The 25,860-nt window shown below is 37.9% G+C and carries 26 protein-coding genes; 22 read left to right on the plus strand and 4 right to left on the minus strand.

The window, feature by feature from the left end; all coding sequences use genetic code 11:
- Positions 1 to 49 precede the first annotated feature (49 nt).
- From CSE16_RS03810 to CSE16_RS03820, 3 genes are all read left to right on the plus strand, one after another.
- Positions 50 to 1,114 (plus strand): CAP domain-containing protein, encoded by a 1,065-nt coding sequence (locus tag CSE16_RS03810; protein ID WP_099422659.1) that lies wholly within the window; start codon positions 50 to 52, stop codon positions 1,112 to 1,114.
- Positions 1,115 to 1,465: 351 nt separating this feature from the next.
- Complete coding sequence (locus CSE16_RS03815; RefSeq protein ID WP_099422660.1) at positions 1,466 to 2,932, plus strand: UDP-N-acetylmuramoyl-L-alanyl-D-glutamate--2,6-diaminopimelate ligase; 1,467 nt, start codon at positions 1,466 to 1,468, stop codon at positions 2,930 to 2,932.
- Positions 2,933 to 3,010: 78 nt separating this feature from the next.
- Complete coding sequence (locus tag CSE16_RS03820; RefSeq protein ID WP_099422661.1) at positions 3,011 to 3,460, plus strand: YlbF/YmcA family competence regulator; 450 nt, start codon at positions 3,011 to 3,013, stop codon at positions 3,458 to 3,460.
- 315 nt (positions 3,461 to 3,775) lie between these two features.
- On the opposite strand, the gene CSE16_RS03825 is transcribed toward CSE16_RS03820, so the two are convergent.
- A complete protein-coding gene (locus tag CSE16_RS03825) occupies positions 3,776 to 4,684 on the minus strand; it encodes a glycerophosphodiester phosphodiesterase family protein (protein WP_099422662.1) in 909 nt (302 codons plus the stop codon).
- A 441-nt stretch (positions 4,685 to 5,125) separates the two neighbouring features.
- Between CSE16_RS03825 and CSE16_RS03830 the strand changes: the two genes are divergently transcribed.
- Entirely contained in the window at positions 5,126 to 5,398 is a 273-nt protein-coding gene (locus CSE16_RS03830; RefSeq protein WP_099422663.1) for a YlbG family protein, read from the plus strand.
- A gap of 249 nt (positions 5,399 to 5,647) precedes the next feature.
- On the opposite strand, the gene CSE16_RS03835 is transcribed toward CSE16_RS03830, so the two are convergent.
- A complete protein-coding gene (locus CSE16_RS03835) occupies positions 5,648 to 6,037 on the minus strand; it encodes a DUF7147 family protein (protein WP_099422664.1) in 390 nt (129 codons plus the stop codon).
- A gap of 51 nt (positions 6,038 to 6,088) precedes the next feature.
- On the opposite strand from CSE16_RS03835, the gene CSE16_RS03840 reads away from it, so the two are divergent.
- From CSE16_RS03840 to coaD, 3 genes are read left to right on the plus strand one after another with little or no spacing between them, the layout of a single operon-like run.
- Positions 6,089 to 7,507: an RNA polymerase II gene (locus tag CSE16_RS03840; RefSeq protein WP_099422665.1), complete on the plus strand. Its 1,419-nt coding sequence runs from the start codon at positions 6,089 to 6,091 to the stop codon at positions 7,505 to 7,507.
- A gap of 27 nt (positions 7,508 to 7,534) precedes the next feature.
- A complete protein-coding gene (rsmD, locus tag CSE16_RS03845; RefSeq protein ID WP_099422666.1) occupies positions 7,535 to 8,110 on the plus strand; it encodes a 16S rRNA (guanine(966)-N(2))-methyltransferase RsmD in 576 nt (191 codons plus the stop codon).
- On the plus strand, positions 8,103 to 8,585 hold the full coding sequence (coaD, locus tag CSE16_RS03850; RefSeq protein WP_099422667.1) for a pantetheine-phosphate adenylyltransferase: 483 nt from the start codon (positions 8,103 to 8,105) through the stop codon (positions 8,583 to 8,585). Before rsmD ends, coaD begins: the two co-directional genes overlap by 8 nt.
- Before the next feature lie 60 nt (positions 8,586 to 8,645).
- On the opposite strand, the gene CSE16_RS03855 is transcribed toward coaD, so the two are convergent.
- Entirely contained in the window at positions 8,646 to 9,539 is an 894-nt protein-coding gene (locus CSE16_RS03855; protein WP_157764746.1) for a hypothetical protein, read from the minus strand.
- Positions 9,540 to 9,631: 92 nt separating this feature from the next.
- On the opposite strand from CSE16_RS03855, the gene CSE16_RS03860 reads away from it, so the two are divergent.
- The gene (locus CSE16_RS03860; RefSeq protein ID WP_099422669.1) at positions 9,632 to 10,681 is read left to right on the plus strand and encodes a SepM family pheromone-processing serine protease; all 1,050 of its coding nucleotides are present in this window, start codon (positions 9,632 to 9,634) and stop codon (positions 10,679 to 10,681) included.
- Here the strand turns inward: CSE16_RS03860 and CSE16_RS03865 are convergent.
- Positions 10,678 to 11,886, minus strand: a complete 1,209-nt coding sequence (locus CSE16_RS03865; RefSeq protein ID WP_099422670.1) for a nucleotidyltransferase — start codon at positions 11,884 to 11,886, stop codon at positions 10,678 to 10,680. The two genes, CSE16_RS03860 and CSE16_RS03865, sit on opposite strands and share 4 nt — an antisense overlap.
- 190 nt (positions 11,887 to 12,076) lie before the next feature.
- Here CSE16_RS03865 and CSE16_RS03870 point away from each other — a divergent pair, with 190 nt between their 5' ends.
- The 14 genes from CSE16_RS03870 (at position 12,077) to CSE16_RS03935 (ending at position 25,793) form a co-directional block, all read left to right on the plus strand.
- Positions 12,077 to 12,610 (plus strand): YceD family protein, encoded by a 534-nt coding sequence (locus CSE16_RS03870; RefSeq protein WP_099422671.1) that lies wholly within the window; start codon positions 12,077 to 12,079, stop codon positions 12,608 to 12,610.
- A 24-nt stretch (positions 12,611 to 12,634) separates the two neighbouring features.
- Positions 12,635 to 12,808, plus strand: a complete 174-nt coding sequence (gene rpmF / locus CSE16_RS03875; RefSeq protein ID WP_057985760.1) for a 50S ribosomal protein L32 — start codon at positions 12,635 to 12,637, stop codon at positions 12,806 to 12,808.
- Positions 12,809 to 13,053: 245 nt separating this feature from the next.
- Complete coding sequence (locus CSE16_RS03880; protein ID WP_099422672.1) at positions 13,054 to 13,818, plus strand: enoyl-CoA hydratase/isomerase family protein; 765 nt, start codon at positions 13,054 to 13,056, stop codon at positions 13,816 to 13,818.
- Between the two features lie 114 nt (positions 13,819 to 13,932).
- A complete protein-coding gene (locus CSE16_RS03885; protein WP_099422673.1) occupies positions 13,933 to 14,316 on the plus strand; it encodes a transcriptional regulator in 384 nt (127 codons plus the stop codon).
- A 232-nt stretch (positions 14,317 to 14,548) separates the two neighbouring features.
- A complete protein-coding gene (locus tag CSE16_RS03890; RefSeq protein WP_099422674.1) occupies positions 14,549 to 14,761 on the plus strand; it encodes an acetyl-CoA carboxylase biotin carboxyl carrier protein subunit in 213 nt (70 codons plus the stop codon).
- 19 nt (positions 14,762 to 14,780) lie between these two features.
- On the plus strand, positions 14,781 to 16,319 hold the full coding sequence (locus tag CSE16_RS03895; protein WP_099422675.1) for an acyl-CoA carboxylase subunit beta: 1,539 nt from the start codon (positions 14,781 to 14,783) through the stop codon (positions 16,317 to 16,319).
- 68 nt (positions 16,320 to 16,387) lie between these two features.
- Positions 16,388 to 17,284 (plus strand): 2-dehydropantoate 2-reductase, encoded by an 897-nt coding sequence (locus tag CSE16_RS03900; RefSeq protein WP_099422676.1) that lies wholly within the window; start codon positions 16,388 to 16,390, stop codon positions 17,282 to 17,284.
- Positions 17,281 to 17,676: a DUF3397 domain-containing protein gene (locus tag CSE16_RS03905; RefSeq protein ID WP_099422677.1), complete on the plus strand. Its 396-nt coding sequence runs from the start codon at positions 17,281 to 17,283 to the stop codon at positions 17,674 to 17,676. Before CSE16_RS03900 ends, CSE16_RS03905 begins: the two co-directional genes overlap by 4 nt.
- 141 nt (positions 17,677 to 17,817) lie before the next feature.
- On the plus strand, positions 17,818 to 19,434 hold the full coding sequence (gene bshC, locus CSE16_RS03910) for a bacillithiol biosynthesis cysteine-adding enzyme BshC (protein WP_099422678.1): 1,617 nt from the start codon (positions 17,818 to 17,820) through the stop codon (positions 19,432 to 19,434).
- Between the two features lie 385 nt (positions 19,435 to 19,819).
- Positions 19,820 to 20,251, plus strand: coding sequence for a division/cell wall cluster transcriptional repressor MraZ (gene mraZ / locus CSE16_RS03915; RefSeq protein WP_099422679.1), 432 nt, complete (start codon positions 19,820 to 19,822; stop codon positions 20,249 to 20,251).
- A 27-nt stretch (positions 20,252 to 20,278) separates the two neighbouring features.
- A complete protein-coding gene (gene rsmH / locus CSE16_RS03920) occupies positions 20,279 to 21,229 on the plus strand; it encodes a 16S rRNA (cytosine(1402)-N(4))-methyltransferase RsmH (protein ID WP_099422680.1) in 951 nt (316 codons plus the stop codon).
- A 3-nt stretch (positions 21,230 to 21,232) separates the two neighbouring features.
- Positions 21,233 to 21,604, plus strand: coding sequence for a cell division protein FtsL (gene ftsL / locus CSE16_RS03925; protein WP_099422681.1), 372 nt, complete (start codon positions 21,233 to 21,235; stop codon positions 21,602 to 21,604).
- 38 nt (positions 21,605 to 21,642) lie between these two features.
- On the plus strand, positions 21,643 to 23,817 hold the full coding sequence (locus CSE16_RS03930) for a penicillin-binding protein (RefSeq protein ID WP_099422682.1): 2,175 nt from the start codon (positions 21,643 to 21,645) through the stop codon (positions 23,815 to 23,817).
- 59 nt (positions 23,818 to 23,876) lie between these two features.
- The gene (locus CSE16_RS03935) at positions 23,877 to 25,793 is read left to right on the plus strand and encodes a peptidoglycan D,D-transpeptidase FtsI family protein (RefSeq protein WP_099422683.1); all 1,917 of its coding nucleotides are present in this window, start codon (positions 23,877 to 23,879) and stop codon (positions 25,791 to 25,793) included.
- Positions 25,794 to 25,860: the final 67 nt, after the last annotated feature.

The following is a 25,860-nucleotide window of genomic DNA, read 5'->3' on the forward strand; positions in this document are numbered from 1 at the left end:
CTACAATTGGTATAATTATGAGGAGGAAGTTGCACTTAAGGAGGGGCACATGAAAGCGCTATTTCGTATTTTAATTGTTGCAACATTTTTGGGGATGGTTTATTATTATTCGGATTTTGATACTACAACGACAGAATTATTAGAAGGACCTAATCAAATTACACAACCAGTATCCAATGTACTACATGAAAATCTAGATGGGGATGAATTACCAAGACCGACAACCGGTATTTCTACGTATATTGGAAAATCTAGCGAAGAAATAGTGAAACGGTACGGAAAACCAAATCGAGTGGATGTTTCTGCATTTGGCTATGAATGGTGGGTCTATCAGTTAAACGGTCATACATTAATGGTCGGAGTTGATCATGAGATGGTAACTCAAGTGTATACAAATGATTTGAATTATAATATAGCACCATATCAAATTGGTCAATCATTGGATGATGTATATCGTATGACCATTTTTGAACAAGAAGTATCTGTTGAAATTGCAGAAAATATATATATGTTCGCGATGAATGAAAAGGATATGCAGAATCGAATTTTAGTAAAGTATGAAGATGTTTTTGCACAATTATACATAGATGAAGAAAAACAGCAGCTGGATGGCATTCGATTTTTGGATGGAAAAACATTAGTACTGCATAAGCCTTATGAAATGCAATTTGCTGGAGAGCTGTTAGAAGCAAGTACACCGTCTAGTTTCAAACAAATCGAAATTAATTTAGCAAACGGCAAGCAATTAACGGAACTTGTCAATTCTTACCGTCAGAAAAATGATTTGCCTATTTTACAGTACATGGGGCAGTTAGCGACAGTTGCCGGGGATCGCAGTGAAAAGATGTTTTTGGAAAAGATGATAACGCATGAAAAGATAACAGATTCATTAACAGAACGTCTCGATATGCATGAAATCGTCTATCAGGGTTCGGGAGAAAATATTGCAACCAATTATGTAGATGCAATCGAAGTCGTACATGGTTGGATTAATTCAAAAGAACATCGAGATTTAATTTTAAATGACCAATTTAATCAAATTGGATCTGGGGCATTTGTGGATTATTATACACAAATTTATATTAGTACACCAGAAGACGCCCACCTCAATTGAAGGTGAGATGAAGAGTCTTAGTCAAAATATGCGCTTGCCTATATTAAGTAAAAAAATCTTCTGCAGAAGTAAGTTTTCTAATACGGATTCGAATAAAGTGCGTGCTTGTTTTGGCTTGAAAATCCACTTGTTTCGAGAACCATCTCGAAACAAGTTAGCTGGAGCCGTGTCCGCGGAAAGTGTCTGGACTGGAGTGGAAATCAATCGCCTTGTTATGGAAAATTTCTAAAAGAAAGGAATTCTTTAATATTCAATTTATATAGCAATAAAATTAACGTTTATCTAATGTGGTGAACGTTTTTTTGTGTCGTTTTTACATTCGTTTCATATAGTAAATGGAGGAGTGTGGGCGTGCAACTAGCAGAACTAGTAAAAGATTGGCCTTGCACAGTGAAGGGTTCTATTCGAACAGAAATTAATCACGTTGAAGATGATGCAAGAAGAGTAAAATCGGGCGATTTATTTATCGCGCGAAAAGGAAAACATTATCATGGACTAACATTTTTGGATGAGGCAATGGAAAACGGTGCGGTAGCGATTGCCGTTGAAGATGAAATGCAGTTTGATTCATTGAAGCTTCCTATTCCCATCATATGGGTGCCCAATTGTTTAAGTTTTTTAGCTTTTGCTAGCGCCAAATTATATGGGTTTCCTTCCGAAGCGTTAACCGTCATTGCTGTAACAGGAACAAATGGGAAAACGACGGTAACACATTTCATCGGGCAACTATTAAATAAATTGCAACATCGGGTTATGGTCATTGGAACAAACGGGGTATTTATCGACGGTGAAAAATGTTATCAAGAATTGGAGTCATTAACAACGTTACAAGCAAAACATTTACAATTTTTATTATCGAAAGCGTTAGAACAAAAAATTGATTATGTTGTATTAGAAGCTTCGTCAATGGGTTTAGCCAACCATCGACTCGATTATTGTGATGTTGCATTAGGTGTATTTTTAAACGTTACAGAAGATCATATCGAGGATCATGGCAGTTTTGATGAGTATAAAAAATCCAAACAAATTTTAACAAAGCTTACGAAAAAAATCGTCATAAATAATGATGATGCTGTTTGTCGTTCCATTGGAATTATTGCGAAAAACAAAAAATATTATTTTGGAACAGGTAATAAAGTCGATGTTCATTTACAACTTTTATATGAAACGAACAATGTTTCGGTATGTTGTATTCAAGCTGATAGCGAAAAACATGTCGTGACACTGCCGATTATCGGTGAATATCAAAGAAATAATGTGCTTGCGGCGCTCTCAAGTCTTGTCATACTAGGACTCCCATTTCATAATCTTTGTCAGGCTGCACAATCTTTGTCATTACCTAAAGGAAGATTTGAACAAATTCCAAATCCACTTGGAATGGCCATTTATATTGATTACGCTCATACAGCAGACGCGATGAAAGGTATTTTGCAAACATTAAAAAAACATACGTCAAATAAATTAATTGTTGTTTTTAGTTGTGGTGGAGATAGAGATCAAGCGAAACGACCGAAAATGGGCATGGTTGCTTCGGCTTTTGCAGATTACATTATTTTAACGACAGATAACTCGAGAGGGGAATCTCCCCAAAAAATTAATGAACAAATAAAAAAGGGATTTTCATCTTTGCAACAATTTGAAAGCGTGTTAGATCGGCAACAGGCCATTGAAAAGGCAATCAAAATGGCACAGCAAGGGGATACAGTTGTTATTTTAGGGAAAGGTCATGAGCAAACGCAACAGATTGGAAAGCAAACTACGCACTTCTCTGATAAAGAATGTGTGGAACGGATTTTAAAGCAGTTGGAAGTTTCGTGAATCTATTTTGAAGAGATGTTTCGCTTTATTTCCTTATTTTTTCTGTTATGATTAAGTGATAGATTGGGGGAATATACAATGCTCATGACTTCTGAATGGGTTTTCATTTTAGATGAGGTCGATGAATTAAGTGCGATGATTCTTTCCTCTGAGCAGGCTCAAAAACTTCGCCAAGCGTATAAGGCTGTTTATGAGGATATCGAACTTTCAGAAAGAATTAAGGCTTTCCAACGTATAAAAGATCAATACGAGGATGTACAGCGTTTTGGTAAGTACCATCCAGATTACAATATAATTATGAAACAAATACGAACAGAAAAACGCCATCTCGATTTAAACGAGCAAGTTGCGACATTAAAGCTAGCGGAAAATGATTATCAAGATTTACTCGATGAAATTAGTCTCATTATTGGGCATTCTGTTTCAGAAGCGGTAAAGGTACCTGTGAGTAATCCGTTTTTTGCAAGTTCGGGCTCTTCTTGTAGTACGGGCTGCGGAACGGGTGGCGGCTGTTCTTGTTCAGCATAATTTGATTCAGCAGGGGTTTAAATCCTAGCTGAATCAAATTAATGCCCCCAGCGGATGTCACAGATTTTTAGAGGAGTTTTTCGAGCAAGCTCGAAAAAAATCTGGACGTAATTACGCCGAGGTGTAATTGATTTTAGGGAAACAAATACGTCATTTGCGCATATTGCAGATGGCGTTTTTTGTATAGAGGGTATTTCGTTCAGCAAAATGTTGGTCGCTCAACTCGCCCTTGCAAAAATTCAAACCTAAGTTACGGTGTGAAATCTAAAAAAAGGTTACCCCTTCCGTTTTTTCGCAAGGGGTAACCTTCTATAGTTATTGCGTTACTTTTTGAATTAATAATTCTGCGATATCTGGTCGATTTGTCACGACACCAATAGCCCCTTGACGAACAACGCGGCTCATTGTCACTAAATCGTCAATTTCAGAATATAAAACAGGTACATTTAAATCTGCTAAAAATTTAATGAACTTTTGTGAGTCAAAGTTGAAAACACCAGATTTTAATGGTACCTGGAATAAATCAACCTTAGGATTGTAAAGATGCCCGAATTGACTTGTGTAGGCTGTAATCGCTTTTTTAATATCGGCTTCACCGGCACCTAATGCAATGCTGTTGCGTGCATAAAGGTTAAAGCGGTCAATTTGCTCGCTATGTGGGCTCGTCACAATAATTTGATTTTGGACAGCTAATTCTTCAATTAATCGCCATAATTTTGAAGGCATTAAGCTACCTTCATACGTATCAGGACTGTCTTGAATACTAATGATAAACAGTTTATCTGTATACGTCTCAAGCAATTCGCGAAGTGACACAATTGCGACGCTTTCTTCACGGTAAGGTTTGTTGCCTTCTAAGCATTCAAAATTGTACCCATTGTTTAATTGTTGTAGCTCTGTTAAAGTCATATCTTTTACATAGCCAGAGCTATTCGTAGTTCGATCTACTGTGGCATCATGAAAGGCGATAATTTCCTCATCCTTCGTGAGGCGGATGCAAATACTGAAGCCATCTACACCAAATGATACCGCTTTTTCAAATGCTTGTAATGAGTGTTCAGGAGCTAAACCAGCCCCGCCGTGATGGGCAATGACAACTGGACGTTCAAATTGTAGCGCCTCTTTTAATTCACGTTTTTGTGGTTTAGAAATCGCTTTTGATCCTGCCCAAGCAGCTGCACTTGCTGCAGCGATAGCAATTGCAATGTTCGTTTTTTTACCCATAATATCGTCCTCCTTTAACCGTAAATCATTCATTTTAATAATCTAAATTGGTGTAATAAAAATAGAGCGTACATGGTTGATTTAGCGCATGAGGCGTATCGTCACTCTACTGATTTCCATTATAACGGAAAATATACTGAGATGTCTAAACTCTGTTGCTATCAAATTGTACATTTGGTATTCTTTTATTGGATATGTAAGTAAAAAATTAGCGGAAATGCACATATGAAAAGACATCAACTTGCGTTATTTAGCGCAAGTTATGTTTTTCTAACTTGCTTCAGCAAAAGTCCCTCACTTCCATAAGTGGCAGGATGAATGCCGAGTATGCATTCCATTCAGTTGGGATTCAAACCCTGGCTGAATCAAGTTAAAGCCTCCGGCCGATTCCGGACGCAATTATACCGAGGCATAATTGATATAAGAAAAGAGGGATTTTACATGAACGAAAGACAAGGGCTGATTGTGTATGTGCATCAAATGAAGCATGCCAAATCATTACGAAAATATGGTCACGTGAACTTTATTTCGAGAAAGTTGAAATATGTAGTTATTTATTGTAACCGTGATGAAATCGAATCACTTAAAAATAAAATACAACGCCTTCCATTTGTGAAAGACGTTGTAGAATCGTATCGACCACTCCTAAAGACGGAATTTGAAAATTCAAAACCAGATAAAGCAAAGGAATATGATTATAAAGTCGGCCTTTGACTTGTTTGGGCAATAATCCACTTCTTCTTTCAGTGCGGATGGATGCCGACTATGAATTTAACTATCAGTGGGGTTCAGACCCCAGCTGAAATAGTAGAAATCAGGCTAAGAACGCCGCGTAGTGCGGCAACGCCTAAGTGACCAACGTCCTGTTGGCCCAAGCTTCCAGCGGATGTCACAGATTTTAAGTGGATTTTTTCGAGCAATCTCGAAAAAATATGGACGCAATTCCGCCAAGACAGAATTGATTTAGTGCATTGGTGGCAAATAGTGATTTAGCCGTAAAATTCCAATTAGGTATTGATAAAACTGATTTGTTTCCGAAAAAATAGATGAATGCTTTATTTCGAAAGTATTTTCTTGCTTGTTTGCGGTATGCACAACTTGCTGGAATATTTCGATCCGCTTCGAAGGTTTTTCTTCATTGAATGGAATCCCTTCGCGGCAAATATAAATCGGCATGAATTTGCTTTCACCAGATGGCTTAAACGCTACTGCAAGTGAAGCAACCATGCTACCATTATGATTAGCAGTGAAGATGAACGCGTTATGGATACGGTGCTCATTCGTTTGGATTAATTCGCAAAGCTCGAAAACATCGCCATAGCCTTGACCTAGTTCAATAAATTGTTGAATCATTAAGACACATCCTTTCTATACAATAGTATCATGATGCAGGAGGACAGGCACATGAAAATTGCCGTAAGTATTTTTTCGTTTTTAGTAGTATTAATAGGGACGATGCTATTTGTGCAGTATCAAGTCTATTCGGAACAAGTTGACACTGTTGATAAAGGCTATCATTATTCCCAGGAGATTGAAATTGTGTACCGTGGTGAAAGTTTAGATATTCGACAACATTTTAAAAACTTACCGACTGAGGAAATTGCGATTCAGTGGCCAAAAAATGCTGTAAATCCAAATTGTTTCCTTGAAAGTGAGCATAGCTGTTCACGTCTTAATGAAGACTCTATAAAATTTAAAGCGGGAGAAACGCGTGCGCAATCGATTTCGTATGTGATACCGCTTGAAAATGGTTTGCAATCAGGAAAGTTAATGAAAAATATTTTTGCCACATTAAATAATGGAGATGTTTTATTTTCGACTGTACATATTACAACGGATCACGATGTAGAGGGTCAATGGGTAACTGGTTTACCGCTAATTGGTGAGCAGCAATTATCCCACGTAAATTACTCGATGTTTAGTGGGAAAGGCCCTGTTAAAGATATTTTCTGGCAATCAGGAAATTTTGATTTACAAAAGCAAACAGATATACTTTCCGTTTATTCCCAAGAACCATTGCAAGCAGCATTTTATGACAAGCTTGAGCAAGTAAATTTCTTAAGTGAGGACCACTTAGCTGTTATTAATGGTTCGAATACGGATGGTCTAGAAGGCTATCGTATGCTGTTTTTACCTGATATCACGGTAGCAAAAGTGCAGCAAAAAGTCATTATTTCACAGCTTGAAACGAGTTATCAATTTGGCGATAGCCCACATTGGATTAAGGAACTTGTCGCATCCTACTTAACAGGCACTGTATTTGGAAGCGAAAAAACAAAAGAAGTGGCTTCAACAATGACGGCACAAATGACCGATCAACAATTAGAGGATTGGAATGAGCGTTTAATCGCGCTAGAAGGTGAAAAGATAAATGCAAAAGTTTTAGATGAACAACTGTCAGCCGTACTCGGAGCTTCAACAAATTTCGTTACAATGAATGCTGCATCTAAATCATTTTATCCTTTTTTATATATTGACTCACGAGAGATTTTTGTCAATTTGCATGAACAAAAGGATATCCATGTTATTTTAAAAGATGGCGAAGTGTTATATGCTGCTGATGCGCTATTAAATGCGATTGGCTATCAAGTTGAAATTGGGGAAAATGGATATTATGTGAAGAGTGAAACACGTGCATTCCGTTTCCCAAGCGAGCCCGGCTTTTATGTATTCAATCAACGACGGTATAACACCGTTTCTACACCGGTTAAAATCATTGCGGATCAATATTATATTGAAGAATCATGGCTACAACGATTATTTTTAATTGAATTAACAAAATCGGATAATCGCATCACGATTAAAACATCTGAAGAATTATAACGATGATAGAGAAAGTTTGGTGAAAATATGCGTGTTGTCGCAGGAGAACGAAAAGGAATGCCGCTAAAAGCAATTACTGGCAATACAACAAGACCAACAACCGACAAAATAAAGGAGTCCATTTTCAATATAATCGGACCGTTTTTTGACGGTGGGATTGCAGTGGATTTATTTGCGGGTAGTGGTGGTTTAGGGATTGAAACTTTAAGCCGTGGTGCGGACCGTGCACTATTTATTGAAAAAGATAGCCGCGCCTTCCAAACTTTGCAGGAAAATATTAATAAATGTCGCTATGAGCAAGTATCCGAATTATTTCGTGCAGACGCAATGCGTGCGGTTAAAGCGTTGTTAAAAAGAGATATTGCGATTGATTATTTATTTGTAGATCCGCCCTATCATAAAAGTGAATATTATGATTTAGTGGATGCCCTAGTACAAGGGGGGAAATTAGCTACTAATGCAATCATCCTTTGTGAGCATTCAAGAGAGGTAACACTACCTGACAGCTATGGACCGTTTAAGCTTACGCGTCAAGAAACATATGGAAGTACGATTATCTCGATTTATCGTGACCTAGGGGAAGAGGGAGAAACGATTGACTGATAAAATAGCAGTAGTACCGGGGAGCTTTGACCCGATAACGAAGGGACATTTAGATATTATCCGACGAGCTGCGGATGTATTTGATGTTGTATATGTAGCTGTTTTAAATAATTCATCGAAGCAAGCATTATTTTCCATTGAGGAACGCATCGAATTAATTGCAGAAGTAACGAAAGATTTAGCAAATATTCGTATCGAAACTTCATCGGGTTTACTGATTGATTATGCACGTGAAAAAAATGCAAAAGCAATTGTACGTGGGTTACGTGCTGTTTCAGATTTTGAATACGAAATGCAAATTACATCAATGAACCGAGTGCTTGATGAAAATATTGAAACATTTTTCATCATGTCAAAAAATCAATATTCTTTTTTAAGCTCAAGCATCGTAAAAGAAGTAGCAAAATACGGCGGAAATATTGGCGAATTAGTTCCAGCAGCTGTAGAAAAAGCACTTAAAGAAAAATTTGATTAATTAAAACGACAAGACCAAAATAAATGGTCTTGTCGTTTTTTTTTATTAGAAAATTGAACCTCAAAGGAAAATTAGGAAGAACAATATCGGGATGACTATACTGTATAATAATCGAATCCAAATATAAGGACGAATCGCAATTTTTGCAGAACGGGCAATGACAATTACTTGCAAATGAATACTTAAACTTTGTGTTGTTAATAGTGCGACAGTCGCAAGGAGCAATGTATTTCCAGTAAGAACATTGTGCAATAAAAATAAACCATTCGTCATTTCAAGTAAGCCAGCAACCGCTAAATGAAAGTATTCAGGTAAAGTTTTGAACAATGAATCCGTACTATGTAAAAACACACTATATACAGTTGTGAAAAAAACGATTGTTGCTGCTACGATAAGAACGGTTGGCACACTATCTTTAATACTATTTGTAAAGGGTTCGGTATCCTTTTTAAAAGGCTGGGCAGTAAAATTTGCTTTCGGAAGATAAAAATAAGAAAGGGTTAATATAATCAAAGAAAAAGCATGGACTAACAGTAAATAGTTCCAAGCAATCGTAGTGGATTGAAATAAGTCATGTCCAACGAAACCAAAAACAAATAACGGGCTTGGACTATGACAAATACCGAGTAAATAAGCGGCTTGTTTTGGTGTGAGCTGCCCTTGTTTTGAAAGATGGGCAATCGTAGCGGCACCGGTTGGAAAGCCACCAACAGCACTGATGAGGTATGTTTTAAAAAATAAGAAATAGGAAGCCGTTTTTGCTGGCTGTGCGGTTAATCGAATAAACCAATTCGTTAATATTAAGTAAGGTAATAAATATGGAAATAATGCTTCCATGAACAAAGCAACGCCTAAATCGGCACCTTCATGAGCAACTTGAGGAAACATCAATAATAAAACGATAAGGGAAATGCATAAAATGATTGTCCAAATGGCGGTTTTCATCCTCTTCATTTTTTGTCATTCTTTTGTCCAAGTGCTACACTTGATTATATGCGAATACAAAATAGAATAGTCGTACAAAGATGGTGGGGGCGAGTTATTATATGAATAAGTTAACGAAAGTTTTATTAGGTTTGTTCGTCATTATTTTTGGGGTGCTGTCATTTTATCGCCTCGATTATTACGTAACAAAACCAGGTGGCACGTATAATATTGCAGACTTTATTTCCGTTCAAAAAGGAGATGTAGACGATGTAGGGACTTTTAATATGACAACCGTTTCAATGGGACGTGCAACTCCGATTACTTATGCGCTTGCACATGTGTTGGATTTTTATGATGTTATTAAAATGACCGATGTCCGCCAAGAAGAAGAGGATGATGAAGAATATAATTTACGACAATTAAAATACATGACGGATTCACAATTCAACGCGACTTATGTTGCTTTTAATCGAGCGGGATTAGACTACCGTATCACGTACAAAGGTTTATATGTTTTAAATGTCATTTCTGGTGGTGCGGCAGAGGGAATATTAAAGCCAGGCGACGAAATTGTGGAGGCAGATGGCAAGCGGATTGAAAGTTTAAAAGAATTTTTTGAAATAATTAAACCGAAAACAAAAGGTGATGAAGTTCAGCTTGTTGTAAAGCGCGCGAATAAATTAATTGATGAGAAGCTTACAATCAAAGAAATTCCAGGAACAGAAGGACGTTACGGAATTGGCATTACGTATTCAGAGAGTAAATCGATTAAAACAGACCCTAAAGTAACGGTTAAAACAGAGGATATAGGGGGGCCGTCAGCAGGCCTAATGTTTACACTTGAATTACTAAACCAATTACTCGAGGAGGACTTAACGAAGGGCTACAAAATTGCAGGTACAGGTGAGATGCATGAAGATGGGCAAGTGGGACGAATCGGTGGGATCGAAAAAAAGGTCGTAACGGCTGATAAAGAAGGTATGGAGATTTTCTTTGCACCAGACGATGACATAACAGAAGCGATGCTTGAGCGTAACCCAACCATCGTTTCAAATTATAAGAAGGCTCAGGAAACTGCAGAACAGATTGGGACAAAAATGAAAATTGTCCCAGTGAAAACAATTGATGATGCTTTGCAGTATTTAGAGAAGCTAGAGCCCAAAAATTAAAAACGGATAGGCGGAGATTGATAATCTTCGTCTATTTTTTTGTTTGAAAATTGTTCAATGCCCAAACGATACATTTGTGTAGCCTTTAAATCAAGCTCCAAAATAGGGTCGGAAACAGCAGCAACACGGCTGATGAGAGGTAAGGATAACGATTTTTTTATTGTTGAAATATAGCGCTGGCCATTCGCGCTCATGCCTAAAATGCGCAAATAAGAAGGCTCAGTATGCGAGTGTAATTGCTCTTTTGTTATACCTGTATAAATATGTGTAATCATTCGCTGTAAGCGGGCCCAAGTGTAACGCTTTGATTTAAGTGCATTCATAAATTCACTATAAGTGCCACTTTGGGCAGCATGTTTGATTAATGAGTTTTGCAAACCTTCCGCAACATCTGCATATTGGAGTAACTGTGCAGGTGTATGACGTAAAATTGCATATTTTACGAGCGGCCAAAAGTTTTCCCATGATGCAAATTGTTGATGATTTTGCTGCCATTGTACTAATTGCTGAAAGCTAGCAGTCGGAAGGAATTGCGAAATATCCTCTAATGAATCCCCGCTAAATAATGCTTTTCGAATTCCTGTTGCACTTGCAATTTCTTTATGAACATCAATGGAATCATGATAGCCCGCAGCAATTCTTTGGATTGTTGTAGGTACCATCGGGCTGTTTATTTGTTGGATTGCCTCCACATAGTGAAGGCCCAAAATATTGTTCGGTTGCGCTAAATCGATGTATGAATTGGGATGTTGTTGTTTAAGCTGTTCATAAGCGAAAAACAGCGCTTGTGGATAGCTTTTACCAAGTTGAATATGCTCTTTAATTGTGTGGTTGTACTGTGTCCGATTGTTTTCAATTAAATGATAGCTATTTAAAAAGGGCTCGATGCTGCCTTGTTCACTTCCAAATGCCAATGTGGTGCATTGAATCGCATGAAGTAATTTTACAGCACCAGCAGCAAACTGATTCGCCTGTGCTGTACTAAAAATATATGGGAGCTCAATAACAACATCAACACCACTCGCCAATGCCATTTTTGTGCGATGCCACTTGTCAACGAGTGCTGGCTCTCCACGTTGAAGAAATTGTCCGCTCATTACTGCGACAGCCACATCTGAATTTGTTGTACGCTTTGCTTCTTGTACATGATGTAAATGTCCATTGTGAAAAGGGTTGTACTCTACGACAATTCCGACGGCTTGCATAAACATCCTCCTTACGATAAAATAAGTTGTTATTAATACAAATAATCATCCAAAAGGGTGATTGCTTTTTTTCAAATTTATACAATTCATATTGATTATAAGCGTGAATTGAATGAGTGACAAGAAATTATCTTGACATCTATTTTTGTTCACTATATAATCAACAGTGTTGTCTCGAGGTGATTAACGAATGAAATGGTCAATTCATCAATTATCTAAGTATCGTAAAGAGGGAATGCCACTTGATACAAATGTACAATTGGATAACCTAGAAATCCGAAACTCAGATATTCGTAACGTTTCACCCGTTCATGTAAAAGGGCTATGTACTTTTGGTGCATCGCAAATGACTTGTCAACTAACGATTAGCGCTACATTGACGCTTCCATGTGCGCGCACGTGGGAAGATGTTGAATATCCCGTGAATATTGAAACAGTTGAAATTTTCAGCTGGGTTGATAAGGAACAACGCGGGGATGTTTTTAGCGATATTCATTTTATAGATGGAGACGTTATTGACATGAAGCCAGTTCTTGAAGAATTAATTCTTCTTGAAGTACCGATGCAAGTATTCAAAGAGAATACCGAAGGACAAGTGCAAAGTGGTAAAAACTGGTCCTATTCAACGGATGAAGAAGTAGAGTTAGCGAAAAAAGTTGACGAACCAAAATTGGATCCAAGACTGGCTGCTTTAGCTAAGTATTTTGATCAAACAGATAAATAGATAATCTGTAAGGAGGTGCCATCAATGGCTGTACCATTTAGAAGAACTTCTAAAACTGCAAAAAGAAAGCGTCGTACGCATTTCAAATTATCATTACCTGGTATGGTAGCTTGCCCAAACTGTGGAGAAGCTAAATTATCTCACCATGTTTGCAAAGCTTGCGGACAATACAAGGGTAAAGAAGTAGTAGCGAAATAATTCAGTATTTACGCTATATAAAGGCTAGATGAGAGACCATGGCTCTCGTCTAGTCTTTTTTCTCGTTGTATTATGCTCATTCAAAACCAAATTAATTAATGCATTGTCAAAATAAAAAGTCTACATTACTATAATATTATGTGGGTTTTCTTGGTAGATAGGAATTATTTTATTTCAGGGGAAGCTGCATAGGGGAAAATAGGGATTCAATTTTGATGACAAATGATAATAAGGGGGATGGGGAAATGGATTATTTAATTGAAAATAAAGATGGAATTTTAACATTTACAATAAATCGTGAAGAAAAGCGTAACGCAATTAATTATGCCGTTATGGATGGGTTAAAGGAAGTCATTACATACATTAAAGAACACCAAAATGTTCGTTTTTTAGTTATAACAGGGGCTGGTGAGAAGTCGTTTTGCTCGGGGGGCGATTTATCAGAGTTCCACTCGCTTGAAACGGAAGAGCAAGCTTTTGGTATGTTGAGTAAAATGGGGAATATTTTATATGATCTAGCCACATTACCAGTACCGACAATCGCGCTTATTAATGGTACTGCGGTTGGCGGTGGCTGTGAGATTGCAACGGCATGTGATTTCCGAATTATGGCGTCACATGCAAAGGCTGGATTTATTCAAGGGTCGTTAGCGATTACTTCTGGATGGGGTGGGGGAACTTATTTATTTGAACGCGGGCTAAGGCATGACCGTGCGCTAAAAATGCTCGTGGATGCTAAAGCATATGATGCCCAAACGTTATATGAAATTGGTTGGGCAATGCGCGTCTATATTGAAGGGACAAAGGAACAAGCGCTTGCTGATTTTATTGAACATATGGCAAAAATTCACCCTTCAGTACACCAAGCGTATAAAGAAATTGAACTTCGAAAATGGCGTGAACGTAATATGTATGAACGCGTTATGGAAGAGATTCATTTGTGCGCGAAATTATGGGAATCCGAAGCGCATCATGAAGCGGTAAATAACTTCTTAAATAAATCCAAATAAAAATGATGGAACGTCTCTTAATTTATAACCAAATTAAGAGGCGTTTTTCTCTCGCTTTTTATTCTATTTCAACCATCCTCGCATATAGTAGTAAAAAATGTGAGGTGGTTTAACATGGAACAAAAGAGAAGAAAAGATCAATGGACAGCTATGGATGACGAAAAATTAGCGGAAATTGTCATTCAGGCGGTGCAAAATGGCCGAACGCAGCTAGAAGCATTTGAGCAAGCGGCGCGTGAATTAAATCGAACGAAGCAAGCTTGTGGGTTTCGATGGAATAAAACTTTAAGATTACAGTACGGGCAAGTATTAAATAGTGTTCGTAAGCGCCCGAAACAATTGATGCGCAGTCATTTAAAACTAGCGTTATCCAGTTTTGAGGAATTAACGGAAGCTTATAATGAGCTGGAAATTAAACATACCGAGTTACAATCTGAATATGAAAAAGTATTAAAGTGGGTACAGCAAGGTGTTAATTTAGTTGGAGATAAGAAATGAAAATTACGTGAATGCTGATTTTAGTAGAAAATAACTTATTTTTCGAGAAAATAGACGAAATTATTTGAATTTAAATTTAATGGTAGCTTACAATAGAAGTAGAAGCATAGTGTTTTCTTTGTAAATAACAAAGTATCACTTGCTTATCTACATAAGTAGGGGCATCATCTTGTGTTATTCAAAGAGAGAGATGTCATTCTAAGGAAAATATCTACTAAGGGGGCATTTTAAAATGGCAGAAGTTAAAGCACAAATGGCGGGAACAGTTTTTGAGGTAAGTGTTAAAGAAGGGGACGGCGTAACGAAGGGGCAAACATTAATTATTTTGGAATCAATGAAAATGGAAATTCCGCATGATGCTGAAGGGGACGGAACAGTAACGAAAATTCGCGTCGTTGAAGGCGATTTTGTTGAAGAAAATGATGTACTTGTGGAACTAGCATAAATGCAAAGGGGAGAAATACGTGACGCAGCAAACGTACAATACACATTTACAGCAGAAAATTGATTCAATCTATGCGGGTGGACATTCGAAATATCATGACAAATTGAAAGAAACAAATAAATTATTTGTTCGTGATCGATTAAAGCTTTTATTTGACGATGGTAAATATGAAGAAGATGGTAGATTTGCAAACTGTGAGGCAGGCGATTTACCAGCGGATGGTGTTGTGACGGCTATTGGACAAATTGATGGTCAAACGGTTTGTGTAATGGCGAATGATTCGACGATAAAAGCTGGTTCATGGGGTTCTAGAACTGTTGAGAAAATTATCCGTATTCAAGAAAAGGCTGAAAAACTTCAAGTACCGATTCTTTATTTAGTCGATTCGGCGGGGGCACGTATTACAGATCAACTCGAAATGTTTCCGGGAAGGCGAGGGGCGGGGCGGATTTTCCATAATCAAGTTCGCATGAGTGGCGTAGTCCCGCAAATTTGTATTTTATTTGGCCCTTCAGCAGCCGGTGGCGCTTATATTCCAGCATTTTGCGATATTGTTATTATGGTAGAAGGCAATGCATCGATGTACTTAGGTTCCCCTCGAATGGCGGAGAAAGTGATTGGTGAAAAGGTAACGCTAGAAGAAATGGGTGGCGCGCGTATGCACTGCACAGTAAGCGGCTGTGGAGATGTTCTTGCTGATAATGAAGAACAAGCGATTGAAGAGGCACGCCGGTACATTGGGTACTTTCCAGCGAACTTTTCAGAATATCCGCCACTTGTTGAAATGAAGCCGCCAAAAAGTGGGGAAGCATTGGAAGAAATCATTCCTGAAAATCAAAATGCACCGTTTGATATGTATGATTGCATCGATCGATTAATTGATGAAAATAGTTTTTTTGAAATAAAGAAGCTATTCGCACCGGAGTTAATTACAGGGCTTGCGCGCATAGATGGTCAAGTAGTTGGTATTATTGCGAATCAACCGAAAATAAAAGGTGGCGTGTTGTTTATTGATTCTGCTGATAAGGCAGCGAAGTTTATTACATTATGTGATGCATTTTCAATCCCGCTATTATTTTTAGCGGATGTCCCTGGTTTTATGATTGGGACGAAGGTTGAGCGCGGAGGTATTATCCGTCATGGTGCAAAATTTATTTCCGCTATGAGTTCGGCTACTGTACCAAAAATTTCTGTCATTGTCCGTAAAGCATACGGAGCGGGCTTATATGCGATGTGTGGTCCGGCATTTGAACCGGATGTGGTCATAGCTCTTCCTACAGCGCAAATTGCTGTCATGGGACCTGAGGCGGCTGTAAATGCTGTTTACTCAAATAAAATTGAAGCGATTGAAGATCCGAAAGAACGCATGCAATTTGTGAAGCAAAAAATAGCAGAATATAAAGAAGAAATTGATTTGTATAAGCTGGCATCAGAAATGGTTATTGATGAAATTATTGCACCAAATCAACTTCGAGAAACATTGATTCAACGTTTTAATTACTATAATTCAAAGCAAATGACTCTTCCATATCGAAAACATCCAGTCTATCCAGTATAATATTGTTAGCTGAAGGTCTGTCTTGGAGGCAGACCTTTTTAATTCGAGCGAATATGGGGGGATCCTGTATGAAAATTGAAATTATTGGTGCTGGTGCAGTAGGTTTGTTAGTGGCGAGCTTTTTGGCGGAAAAGCAGGCGAGTGTCAAATTGATTACACGAACAGAGCAACAAGCCGTGCAACTAAAAGTAAATAACTTAATGCGAACAAATTGTGATGGGACGACATCTGTTTTCCCGATTGATGCAGCAGCTAGTTTAAGTGGTGATGCCGATATAATAGTCATTGCGGTAAAATACGGTCAATTACAGGATGTTTTTAAACAGTTGCAAACAGTGAAGCCGACCACACCTATTTTATTTTTGCAAAATGGCTTAGCGCATTATGACGAAGCTCTTCGGTTGCCGTTTCATCAAATTGCTTTTTGCTCGGTTCAATTTGGTGCGCAAAAAATAAATGAATATCATGTTGCGCATAAAGGGATTGGTCCGATGAAAATAGCTGTTGCTAAGGGAGAAAAAATTTTCTTTTCCCACTTGGGAGCCTATTCATCCGAGCGTTTTCTAATCGTGTTTGAAGGAGATGCGGAAGCGATGTTGCTAGAAAAAGCGTGGTTAAATTGTTTTATAAATCCTTTAACAGCTATTTTACAAGTTCCAAATGGGCAACTGATTCAACGAATAGATGCTTTTCAACTGTTAAAAAAATTATATAATGAAATGATAATGGCTTTTCCGCAATTTGCAGAAAACTTCCATTTTGAACAAGTGGTCGCGCTTTGCGAACGAACGGCCGAAAATACATCTTCTATGCTGGCGGATGTATTAGCAGGTAGGGAAACGGAAATTGAAACGATTGTCGGAGCAATTATTAAAAAGGCGCATATTGATAATAAGCAATTACCGATTTTGCAAACGCTTTATTTGCTTGTAAAAGCGTTAGAGGAGAGTGGTGAAAGAATGTGATACATTTTTTGCAATACATAATAGCAACAATCATTTTATGTCCACTTCTTGCATTTCTTATCGTATTTGTAAGTTGTCGAAAAATGAGAATGGAACAACATAAGGTGATTGGTTTAGCGGCGGATGTCACGACAATTATATTGTTTTTTTCTGTCCCAGTTGCCATTCAAGCGCTATGGGAGTTATCGTTATTTATCCCGATATACTTACTGGCGCTATCGATTGCCGTTATTTTTACATATATTGATTGGAAAAAGAAAAAAGAAATACAAGTGATGCTATTGTTAAAGAAAATTTGGCGTGCCTATTTTTTATTATTAGGAACGAGTTATTTCTTTGTCTGGGTCATTGGTTTAGTGCACTCAGTTACGATATACATGGTAGTTATATAAACATTGAAGTTTGAATAAGCATTTTCTTTCCACTACACGGGTAGAACGTATAGAATAAAGATGGCAGCATAAAATGAAAAAACGAAATTGAAATTATATAATAATATGCAATCGAGTAGAGGGAAGTAGAGGAGATTTACAATGAAGCTGGAACAAATACAATCCCCAGTGAATACGAAATTAGTAACGGATTATTGGTCTGAAAATGCGGATATCCATTCGTTTTTTGAATACAAATACAACGAACAATCTTTTATTGATCGGGCAAATTATTTGCAAAATAATATATATCGTTCAAAAGAGCTCACGGAAATTATTCGTAGCTTTATGGAAAAGTACGGAGTTCATGAAAAAACAAACAAACATCTTCTAGAGCTTGAACACGGTGCAATGGTAATCGTAGGAGGGCAACAGTCAGGGCTTTTAACGGGTCCGCTTTATTCGATTCATAAAGCGATTTCTGTTATTTTATTGGCACAAGAGCAACGTGAAAAGCTAAACGAACCAGTCGTTCCAATGTTTTGGATTGCTGGTGAGGATCATGACATTGAAGAAATTAATCATACGTATACAATTTTGGATGCGGAAGTTAAAAAGCGTGGGTATAGCGAACGCTCGAAGCTTAAAACGATGGCATCAACGACAAAATTAAATCCAGAAGCAATCGAACAATTTGTTAAAACTGTGTTTCAAGATTTTGGTGAAACGGAATACACGGAGCAATTAATGGCAGTTGTTTTAGCTCATGCAAAAAGTAGTGATACGTTTACAGATTTCTTTACTGTATTAATGAATGATTTATTTAAAAATCACGGGTTACTATTATTAGATGCTACTTATGCGCCTTTCCGAAAATACGAGCAACGCTATTTTAAAGAGCTCATTGAAAACAATGAAAAAATTGCAGCGCAAGTAGTCGAGCAAGAAAAGAAATTAGCGCAAGCAGGTTATTCAATGCCGATAGGTGCAACTGAAAATAATGCGAACCTCTTTTTCGTAAAAGAGGGGGAACGTTTTTTACTAGAACGAAAAAATGGGCATTTTAGTAATGCACTTGCACAGGTGAAGCTGACTGAAGTGCAGCTACTGCATCTGGCGGAGGATTGTCCTGAAGTGTTAAGTAATAATGTTGTCACGCGTCCATTAATGCAGGAAATGGCGATTCCGGTATTAGCATTTGTTGGTGGACCGGGTGAATTGGCGTATTGGGCAACATTAAAGCCTGCGTTCACAACATTACAATTACAAATGCCTATTTTTGCGCCTCGTTTGAATTTGACAATCGTGACGAGACAAGTGCAACAAATTCTTGAACAGCAACAATTGACTGTGGCACAGGTCTTCGCTGGGCAAGCAGAAGAGAAGTTGTTGCAATTTATTGCTGAAATACAAGATCAAGAAGCACAGCAGCTGATTGGGCGAATGAATGAACAGTTAATGGGGCAATATGAAGCGTTGTCTGAGTACTTACAAGATAAAAATTATCATGTTGAAAAGTTGCTTGAAAAAAATAAGGCGTATCATGATCGACAATTCCGCTATTTGCAAGCGAAAATTTCGGAGCAAGTATTGCAAAAGCATGACGCAGTAATTCGCCAATATAAAACGTTGCTATTGGAACTTTTTCCTAATGGTAGTTATCAAGAGCGTATTTATAATCCGTATCAATATATCAATGCATATGGTTTATCGTTTGTTGATGATTTACTTCAGTTGCCGATGAATCTGTCAGAACAACATCAAATCATATCAATTTAACTTTTTCAGTGGAAGTTTCTAAACTCTACTAGACGATGAATTGAATGTGGTTTTTAAGTTACTATTTAGCGAGTTTTAAAAAAATGCTGAAATAGTGAAAAGCAAACTAAGAACGCTATATCCTGTGGCAACGCCTGAATTGACCAACATCGTGTTGGTCCAAATCCCCGGCCGATTCTGGACGTAATTATGCCTAGGTATAATTGATTGCGAGAGAGTTATCTTTTAACAAAGATAACTCTTTTTTTACAACTTTTTACACAGAACATATGTATGAGAATATGCCTATTTTCGTAATTTGCAATATACTGCGCTTTAAGTACTGAAAATGGTGGAGGAAAGTGGGGGGATGTGGTACATTATTTAGTAAAGTGGGGTGAGTAGCATGTTCATGGGAGAATACCAACATTCTATTGATTCTAAAGGCCGAATGATCGTTCCAGCAAAGTTCCGAGATATTCTTGGAGAAGGTTTTGTGATAACGCGAGGACTTGATCAATGTATTTTTGGATATCCTATGGAAGAATGGCGAAAACTCGAAGAAAAATTAAAAGATTTACCGATGACTAAAAAAGATGCTCGTGCATTTGCTCGATTCTTCTTTTCTGGTGCAACAGAGGTTGAAATAGACAAGCAAGGTCGAATTAACATTCCATCCACACTCGTACAATTCGCGAATCTTGAAAAAGACTGCGTCATTGTAGGCGTATCGAGTAAAATAGAAATTTGGGCAAAAGAAGCTTGGAATAAATACTTTGATGAATCGGCTGAATCCTTTAATGAAATTGCAGAAAATTTAATTGGCTTTGATTTTTAAATTAAAGCGTAAGAGGAGCTTCAAGTTATGTTCGATCACACAACTGTATTATTGAAAGAAACTGTTGATGGACTGAACATCAATCCGAATGGTATTTATGTGGATTGTACTTTAGGCGGTGCAGGTCATAGTGAATACTTAGTTAAACAGTTATCATCACAAGGTCGATTAATTTGTTTCGACCAAGACACAACAGCAATAGAAAATGCGAAAGTTCGATTAGCCGAGTATTTAGATCGTGTCACATTTGTACATGCTAATTTCCGATATTTAAAAGAAGAACTATTTAACCTAAACATTCATCAAGTCGATGGCATTTTATACGATTTAGGGGTTTCATCGCCACAATTAGATACGCCAGAACGTGGATTTAGTTATCACCATGATGCACCGCTTGATATGCGAATGGATCAAACAGCAGAGCTTTCTGCATACCATGTTGTGAATGAATGGTCGTATGAAAATTTGGTTCGTATTTTCTTCCGTTATGGAGAAGAAAAGTTTTCAAAGCAAGTGACGCGTAAGATTGAGCAAGCCAGAGCAATTGCGCCGATTGAGACAACTGGACAATTAGTTGAACTGATTAAAGATGGTATTCCAGCTCCAGCACGTAGAAAAGGTGGACATCCTGCTAAACGTATTTTCCAAGCGATTCGAATTGCCGTAAATGATGAATTGGGCGCGGCGGAAGATTCGTTAGTAGATGCGATTGATTTATTAGCGATTGGTGGCCGAATTAGCGTGATTACATTCCATTCTTTAGAGGATCGATTAACGAAAACACTATTTAAAGAGGGTTCGTCATTACCGGATTTACCTCCAGGGTTTCCCGTTATTCCAGATCATTTAAAGCCGGTACTTAAATTGGTGACAAGAAAACCAATTTTACCATCAAAAGAGGAGTTAGAAGCAAATAATCGTTCACGTTCAGCTAAATTACGCATTGCTGAAAAAATTAACGATAAAGGACGTGGGTAAAATATGGCATTACGGGCAAGACAACCATATATACAACAGCCAGTGCTACCTGAAACACATCAGCAGCAACAACCAGTCCAACCGAAAAAACATAAACCGGATTGGTTTTCAAAACGGGAAAAATTCTTATTTTTAATTTTTGCAGTGGTAATAGTTTCGTTTGCAGTATCTTTATTGCAAACACAAGGAGAAATCCAAACAGTTAGTATAGAAATTCAAAAAATTGAAAAAGACATTACTGAAATAAATAATAATAACGTAGATTTAAAAGTTCGTGTAAGTGAATTATCTACTCACGAACGTATTTGGGAAAAAGCGAAAGAACTCGGTTTAACACTCAATGAAAAAAATGTGAAAGTAGTGCCGGGGGAATGAACAAGAGAAAATTTCGTTACCAATTGGGAGCCTTTCTAATGTTGTTAATTTATGGAGGGCTCTTTTTACTGTTATATTGGCGTTTTGTATCCATTCAAGCGACCGGTGTTGTAAATGGACATGAGCTAGAAGCAGAGGCATTGTTAAAATACGAACGAAATTTCGTGTTATCAGCGGACCGAGGAAGAATTTTGGACCGTAATGACAATATTATTGCTGAAGATACGCTAAGTTATCGACTTGTCGCAGTGATTAAAGAATCTGCTTCGGAAAACCCGAAAAAACCACAGCATGTTGTGGATATAGCAGAAACAGCAAAAGCATTAGCCGAGTATATCCCGATGAGTGAGGATGAAATTTATAAAAAGTTATCTGCTGGTAAAGACAAAGACAAATATCAAGTAGAGTTTGGAACGGCTGGTCGGGGCATTAGCCATGAAACTAAAAATCAAATCGAGAGTCTTAATTTGCCTGGCATTTTGTTTTTTAGTGACAAAAAGCGTCATTATCCGAATGGTGAATTCGCATCGCATTTAATTGGGTATGCAACACGTGAAACGGATGAGGACGGCAATTCTGAAGTAGTCGGAAAAATGGGTTTAGAATTGAATTATGATGAACAATTAACGGGCACCGATGGCAGTTTACAATATCAAAAGGATGCTAGAAACTATTTATTGCCAAGCAGTGATAAAATTGTACAAGAAGCACAAGATGGCAATGATATTTATTTAACATTGGATAAAACAATTCAAAGTTTTCTAGATGATGCGATGTCGCGTGTCAATGATCAATACAATCCGCAATCGATGGTCGGTGTTGTTGCCAATCCAAAAACAGGTGAAATTTTAGCAATGTCACAACGACCTACATTTGATCCAGATACGCGAGTTGGATTGGAAACGAATTGGTTAAATGATGTTGTTGAAAACACAATTGAGCCAGGGTCGACATTTAAAGCGTTTACAGTTGCAGCTGCGGTGGATTCAGGGAATTGGCACCCGAATGCAAAGTATCAATCGGGTACGTATAAAGTTTATAAAGATACGATTCGAGATCATAATCAATACGGTTGGGGACCGATTACTTATTTAGAAGGTCTCCAACGATCATCCAATACAGCGATGACCAACCTGTTGGATATTATGGGCTGGGAAACATATGAAAAGTATTTAAAAGCTTTCGGATTTGGTCAAAAAACAGGAATTGACTTACCAGGGGAAGCAAGCGGTGTCATTAATTCACGCTACCCATTAGAAAAGTATACGACGACGTTTGGTCAAGGTTCGACAGTTACACCAATTCAGTTAATTCAAGGCATAACAGCAATTGCGAATGACGGGAAAATGATGCAGCCGTACGTCATTGATAAAATTGTTAACCCGAATACGGAAGAGGTTGTCTTACAGTCAAAGCCAACTGAAAAAGGTCAGCCGATTAAACCGGAATCTGCCAAAACCGTGCGAGAATTGCTTGCTTCAACCGTATATGGAGAAGCAGGGAATGCAAAGCGCTTCCAAATTGAAGGTTACGAGGTTGCAGGGAAAACAGGTACTGCACAAATGCCAAAAGCAAATGGACTTCCTGGTTATGACTGGGGTAAAAATGAATTCCTTTATTCGTTTTTAGGGATGGTACCAGTAGATGACCCGCAATTAGTCGTATATGTCGCAGTAGCAAAACCGAAGCTTGCTGCAACGGAAGCTGGTTCGGAACCGGTATCACAAGTATTTAATTCAGTTGCTTTAAACAGTTTGAAATACATGAATATTAACCCATCTGATGTTGCTGAAGTTCAGACGAAAACATTACCAAATCTTGTAGGGAATCATACGGATCAAGTAGTAGCAGAGTTAGAGGGAGACGGCTTAAAACCTATCATTATTGGAGAAGGCGGTCAAATTCTTGAACAATACCCGAAGGCCGATACGGTACTGACAAAAGACAGTATTGTTTTCTTGAAAACAGATGGAGTCATCACGCTTCCTACTTTTGAAAATTGGTCGTTACGAAATGTGCTTGTTTATAAAACGTTATCGAAACTCCCAATCGAAATAGTTGGAGAAGGTTATGTCGAAAGTCAAAGTGTTTCTCGTGGGACGATGATTATTGATAATTCACCAATTGTCGTAAAATTAAAAACGCCTCAAGAGCAATATTCGACACCACCTGAAGAAATAATAAAGGATGACGAATCTTTGCCGCAAGATTAGCTTGAATTTGAATAGAAAGTTACTTCAAGACATACTTTGTGTAAAGCGAGGTGTCATTATTGAAGTGGGTATCAAATAATTCAAAAAAACGATTAACATGGATCGCCATCGCATTTGTACTATTCGGCGTGGCGATTTTTGTTAAGTTGGTAAGCTTACAACTGGTTCAATATAACGAACTATCGACATTAGCGAAACAAAGTTGGGATCGGGAAATAACGTTTAAATCTGAGCGTGGGAAAATTGTAGATCGTAATGGAGAGGTTATTGTTTCAAATGAGCTTGCTCCGACCTTATATTTTATGCCTTCACAAAATAAAGATAAAGAACAAGTTGCCGATGCAATTGCTGATGTTCTTAATAAAGATCGAACGGCGATATTAAAAAAATTAGAGCAACGAATTTCAATAGTAAAAATTGCACCAGAGGGAAAGAATATTACGTATGAGCAAGCCGTCACGATTCAACAAAAGCAAATTCCAGGTTTATATACGGGTGTTGACTATGTAAGACATTACCCGAATGGGAATTTACTTGCTCGATTACTCGGTTTTACAGGTGTAGATAATCAAGGACTTGCAGGAATTGAATATGAGTACGATAAGTTACTTACTGGCTCAGATGCTGCTGTCCGATTATTCACAGACGCTAAAGGAATAGCGCTTGATCATGCGGATGATGAATGGAAAGATGGTAAAGAGGGCGCAACACTGCAGTTGACGGTTAATTTAGAAATACAAAAAAATGTTGAACGTGCATTATCAGAGGCGATGCTTAAAAATGATGCCGATCAAGCTTTGGCTATTGCGATGAATCCAAAAACCGGAGAAATATTAGCGCTTGCCTCGTACCCAACGTACGATCCGGCAAATTTTGCGGAAGTAGAGCCTGCTGTTTATAATCGGAATTTACCAGTTTTTATGTCCTATGAACCGGGTTCGACATTTAAAATTATTACATTAAGCGCGGCACTTGAAGAAGGCGTTGTAGATTTGGAGAAGGAGCATTTTTATGACCCTGGTTATACAATGGTAGAAGGGGCAAGATTACGCTGCTGGAACAGAAGTGGACATAAAGATCAAACATTCCTAGAAGTTGTACAAAACTCATGCAACCCTGGCTTCGTTGAACTAGGTCAACGAGTAGGTGCGACGAAATTATTAGAATATATTCATCGTTTTGGTTTTGGCAAAAAAACAGGCTCGAATATTGCAGGTGAATCTTCTGGTATTTTATTTTCAAAAGAAAACTTCGGTCCAGTTGAGCATGCAACAACCTCATTTGGTCAAGGTATATCTGTCACGCCAATTCAACAAATGCAAGCCGTTGCGGCAGTTATTAATGGGGGAACCTTATATCAGCCATATGTCATTTCAAAAGTGGTCGATCCAAACACGAATGAAGTCCTTATTCAAAATGAGCCGATTGTAAAGGATCAAGTAGTAAGTGAAAAGACATCAAGCATTGTTCGAGACGCTTTAGAGTCGGTAGTTGCAAATGGCTCTGGGCGACAAGCTTACCGCGATGGGTTAAGAATTGCAGGTAAAACTGGGACAGCACAAAAGGTTGAAAATGGGCGCTATAAAGATGGGGACTATATCGTATCTTTTATAGGGTTTGCACCAGCGAACGACCCTGAAATTCTAGTTTATGTGGCGATTGATCATCCGAAAAGCTCGCTGCAATTTGGAAGCGTAATCGCAGCTCCAGTTGTCGGGCAAATTATTGAAGATGCAGCGCCGATATTAAACATCGAGAAACAACAGGAGCAACTTGATCGGAAATATGTGTGGGGAGATAAGTTGACGACGCGCGTTACAAACTTTGTCGGACAATCACCAGAAAAAATTGTTACCTATTTGTATCCGTATAAAATTGAATGGCACGGTACGGGAAGTAAAGTTGTTGAACAAATACCAATTGCTAACAGCCTCATTCATGAAGATGATGTAATTCATTTATATTTAGACGATTAAATCGCAATTGGACCTATTAAAATCCATCTAAAACAACTATTATAGTGAATGATGTTTATACAGACAG

This window comes from Solibacillus sp. R5-41 (assembly GCF_002736105.1).
Taxonomy (GTDB): Bacteria; Bacillota; Bacilli; order Bacillales_A; family Planococcaceae; genus Solibacillus.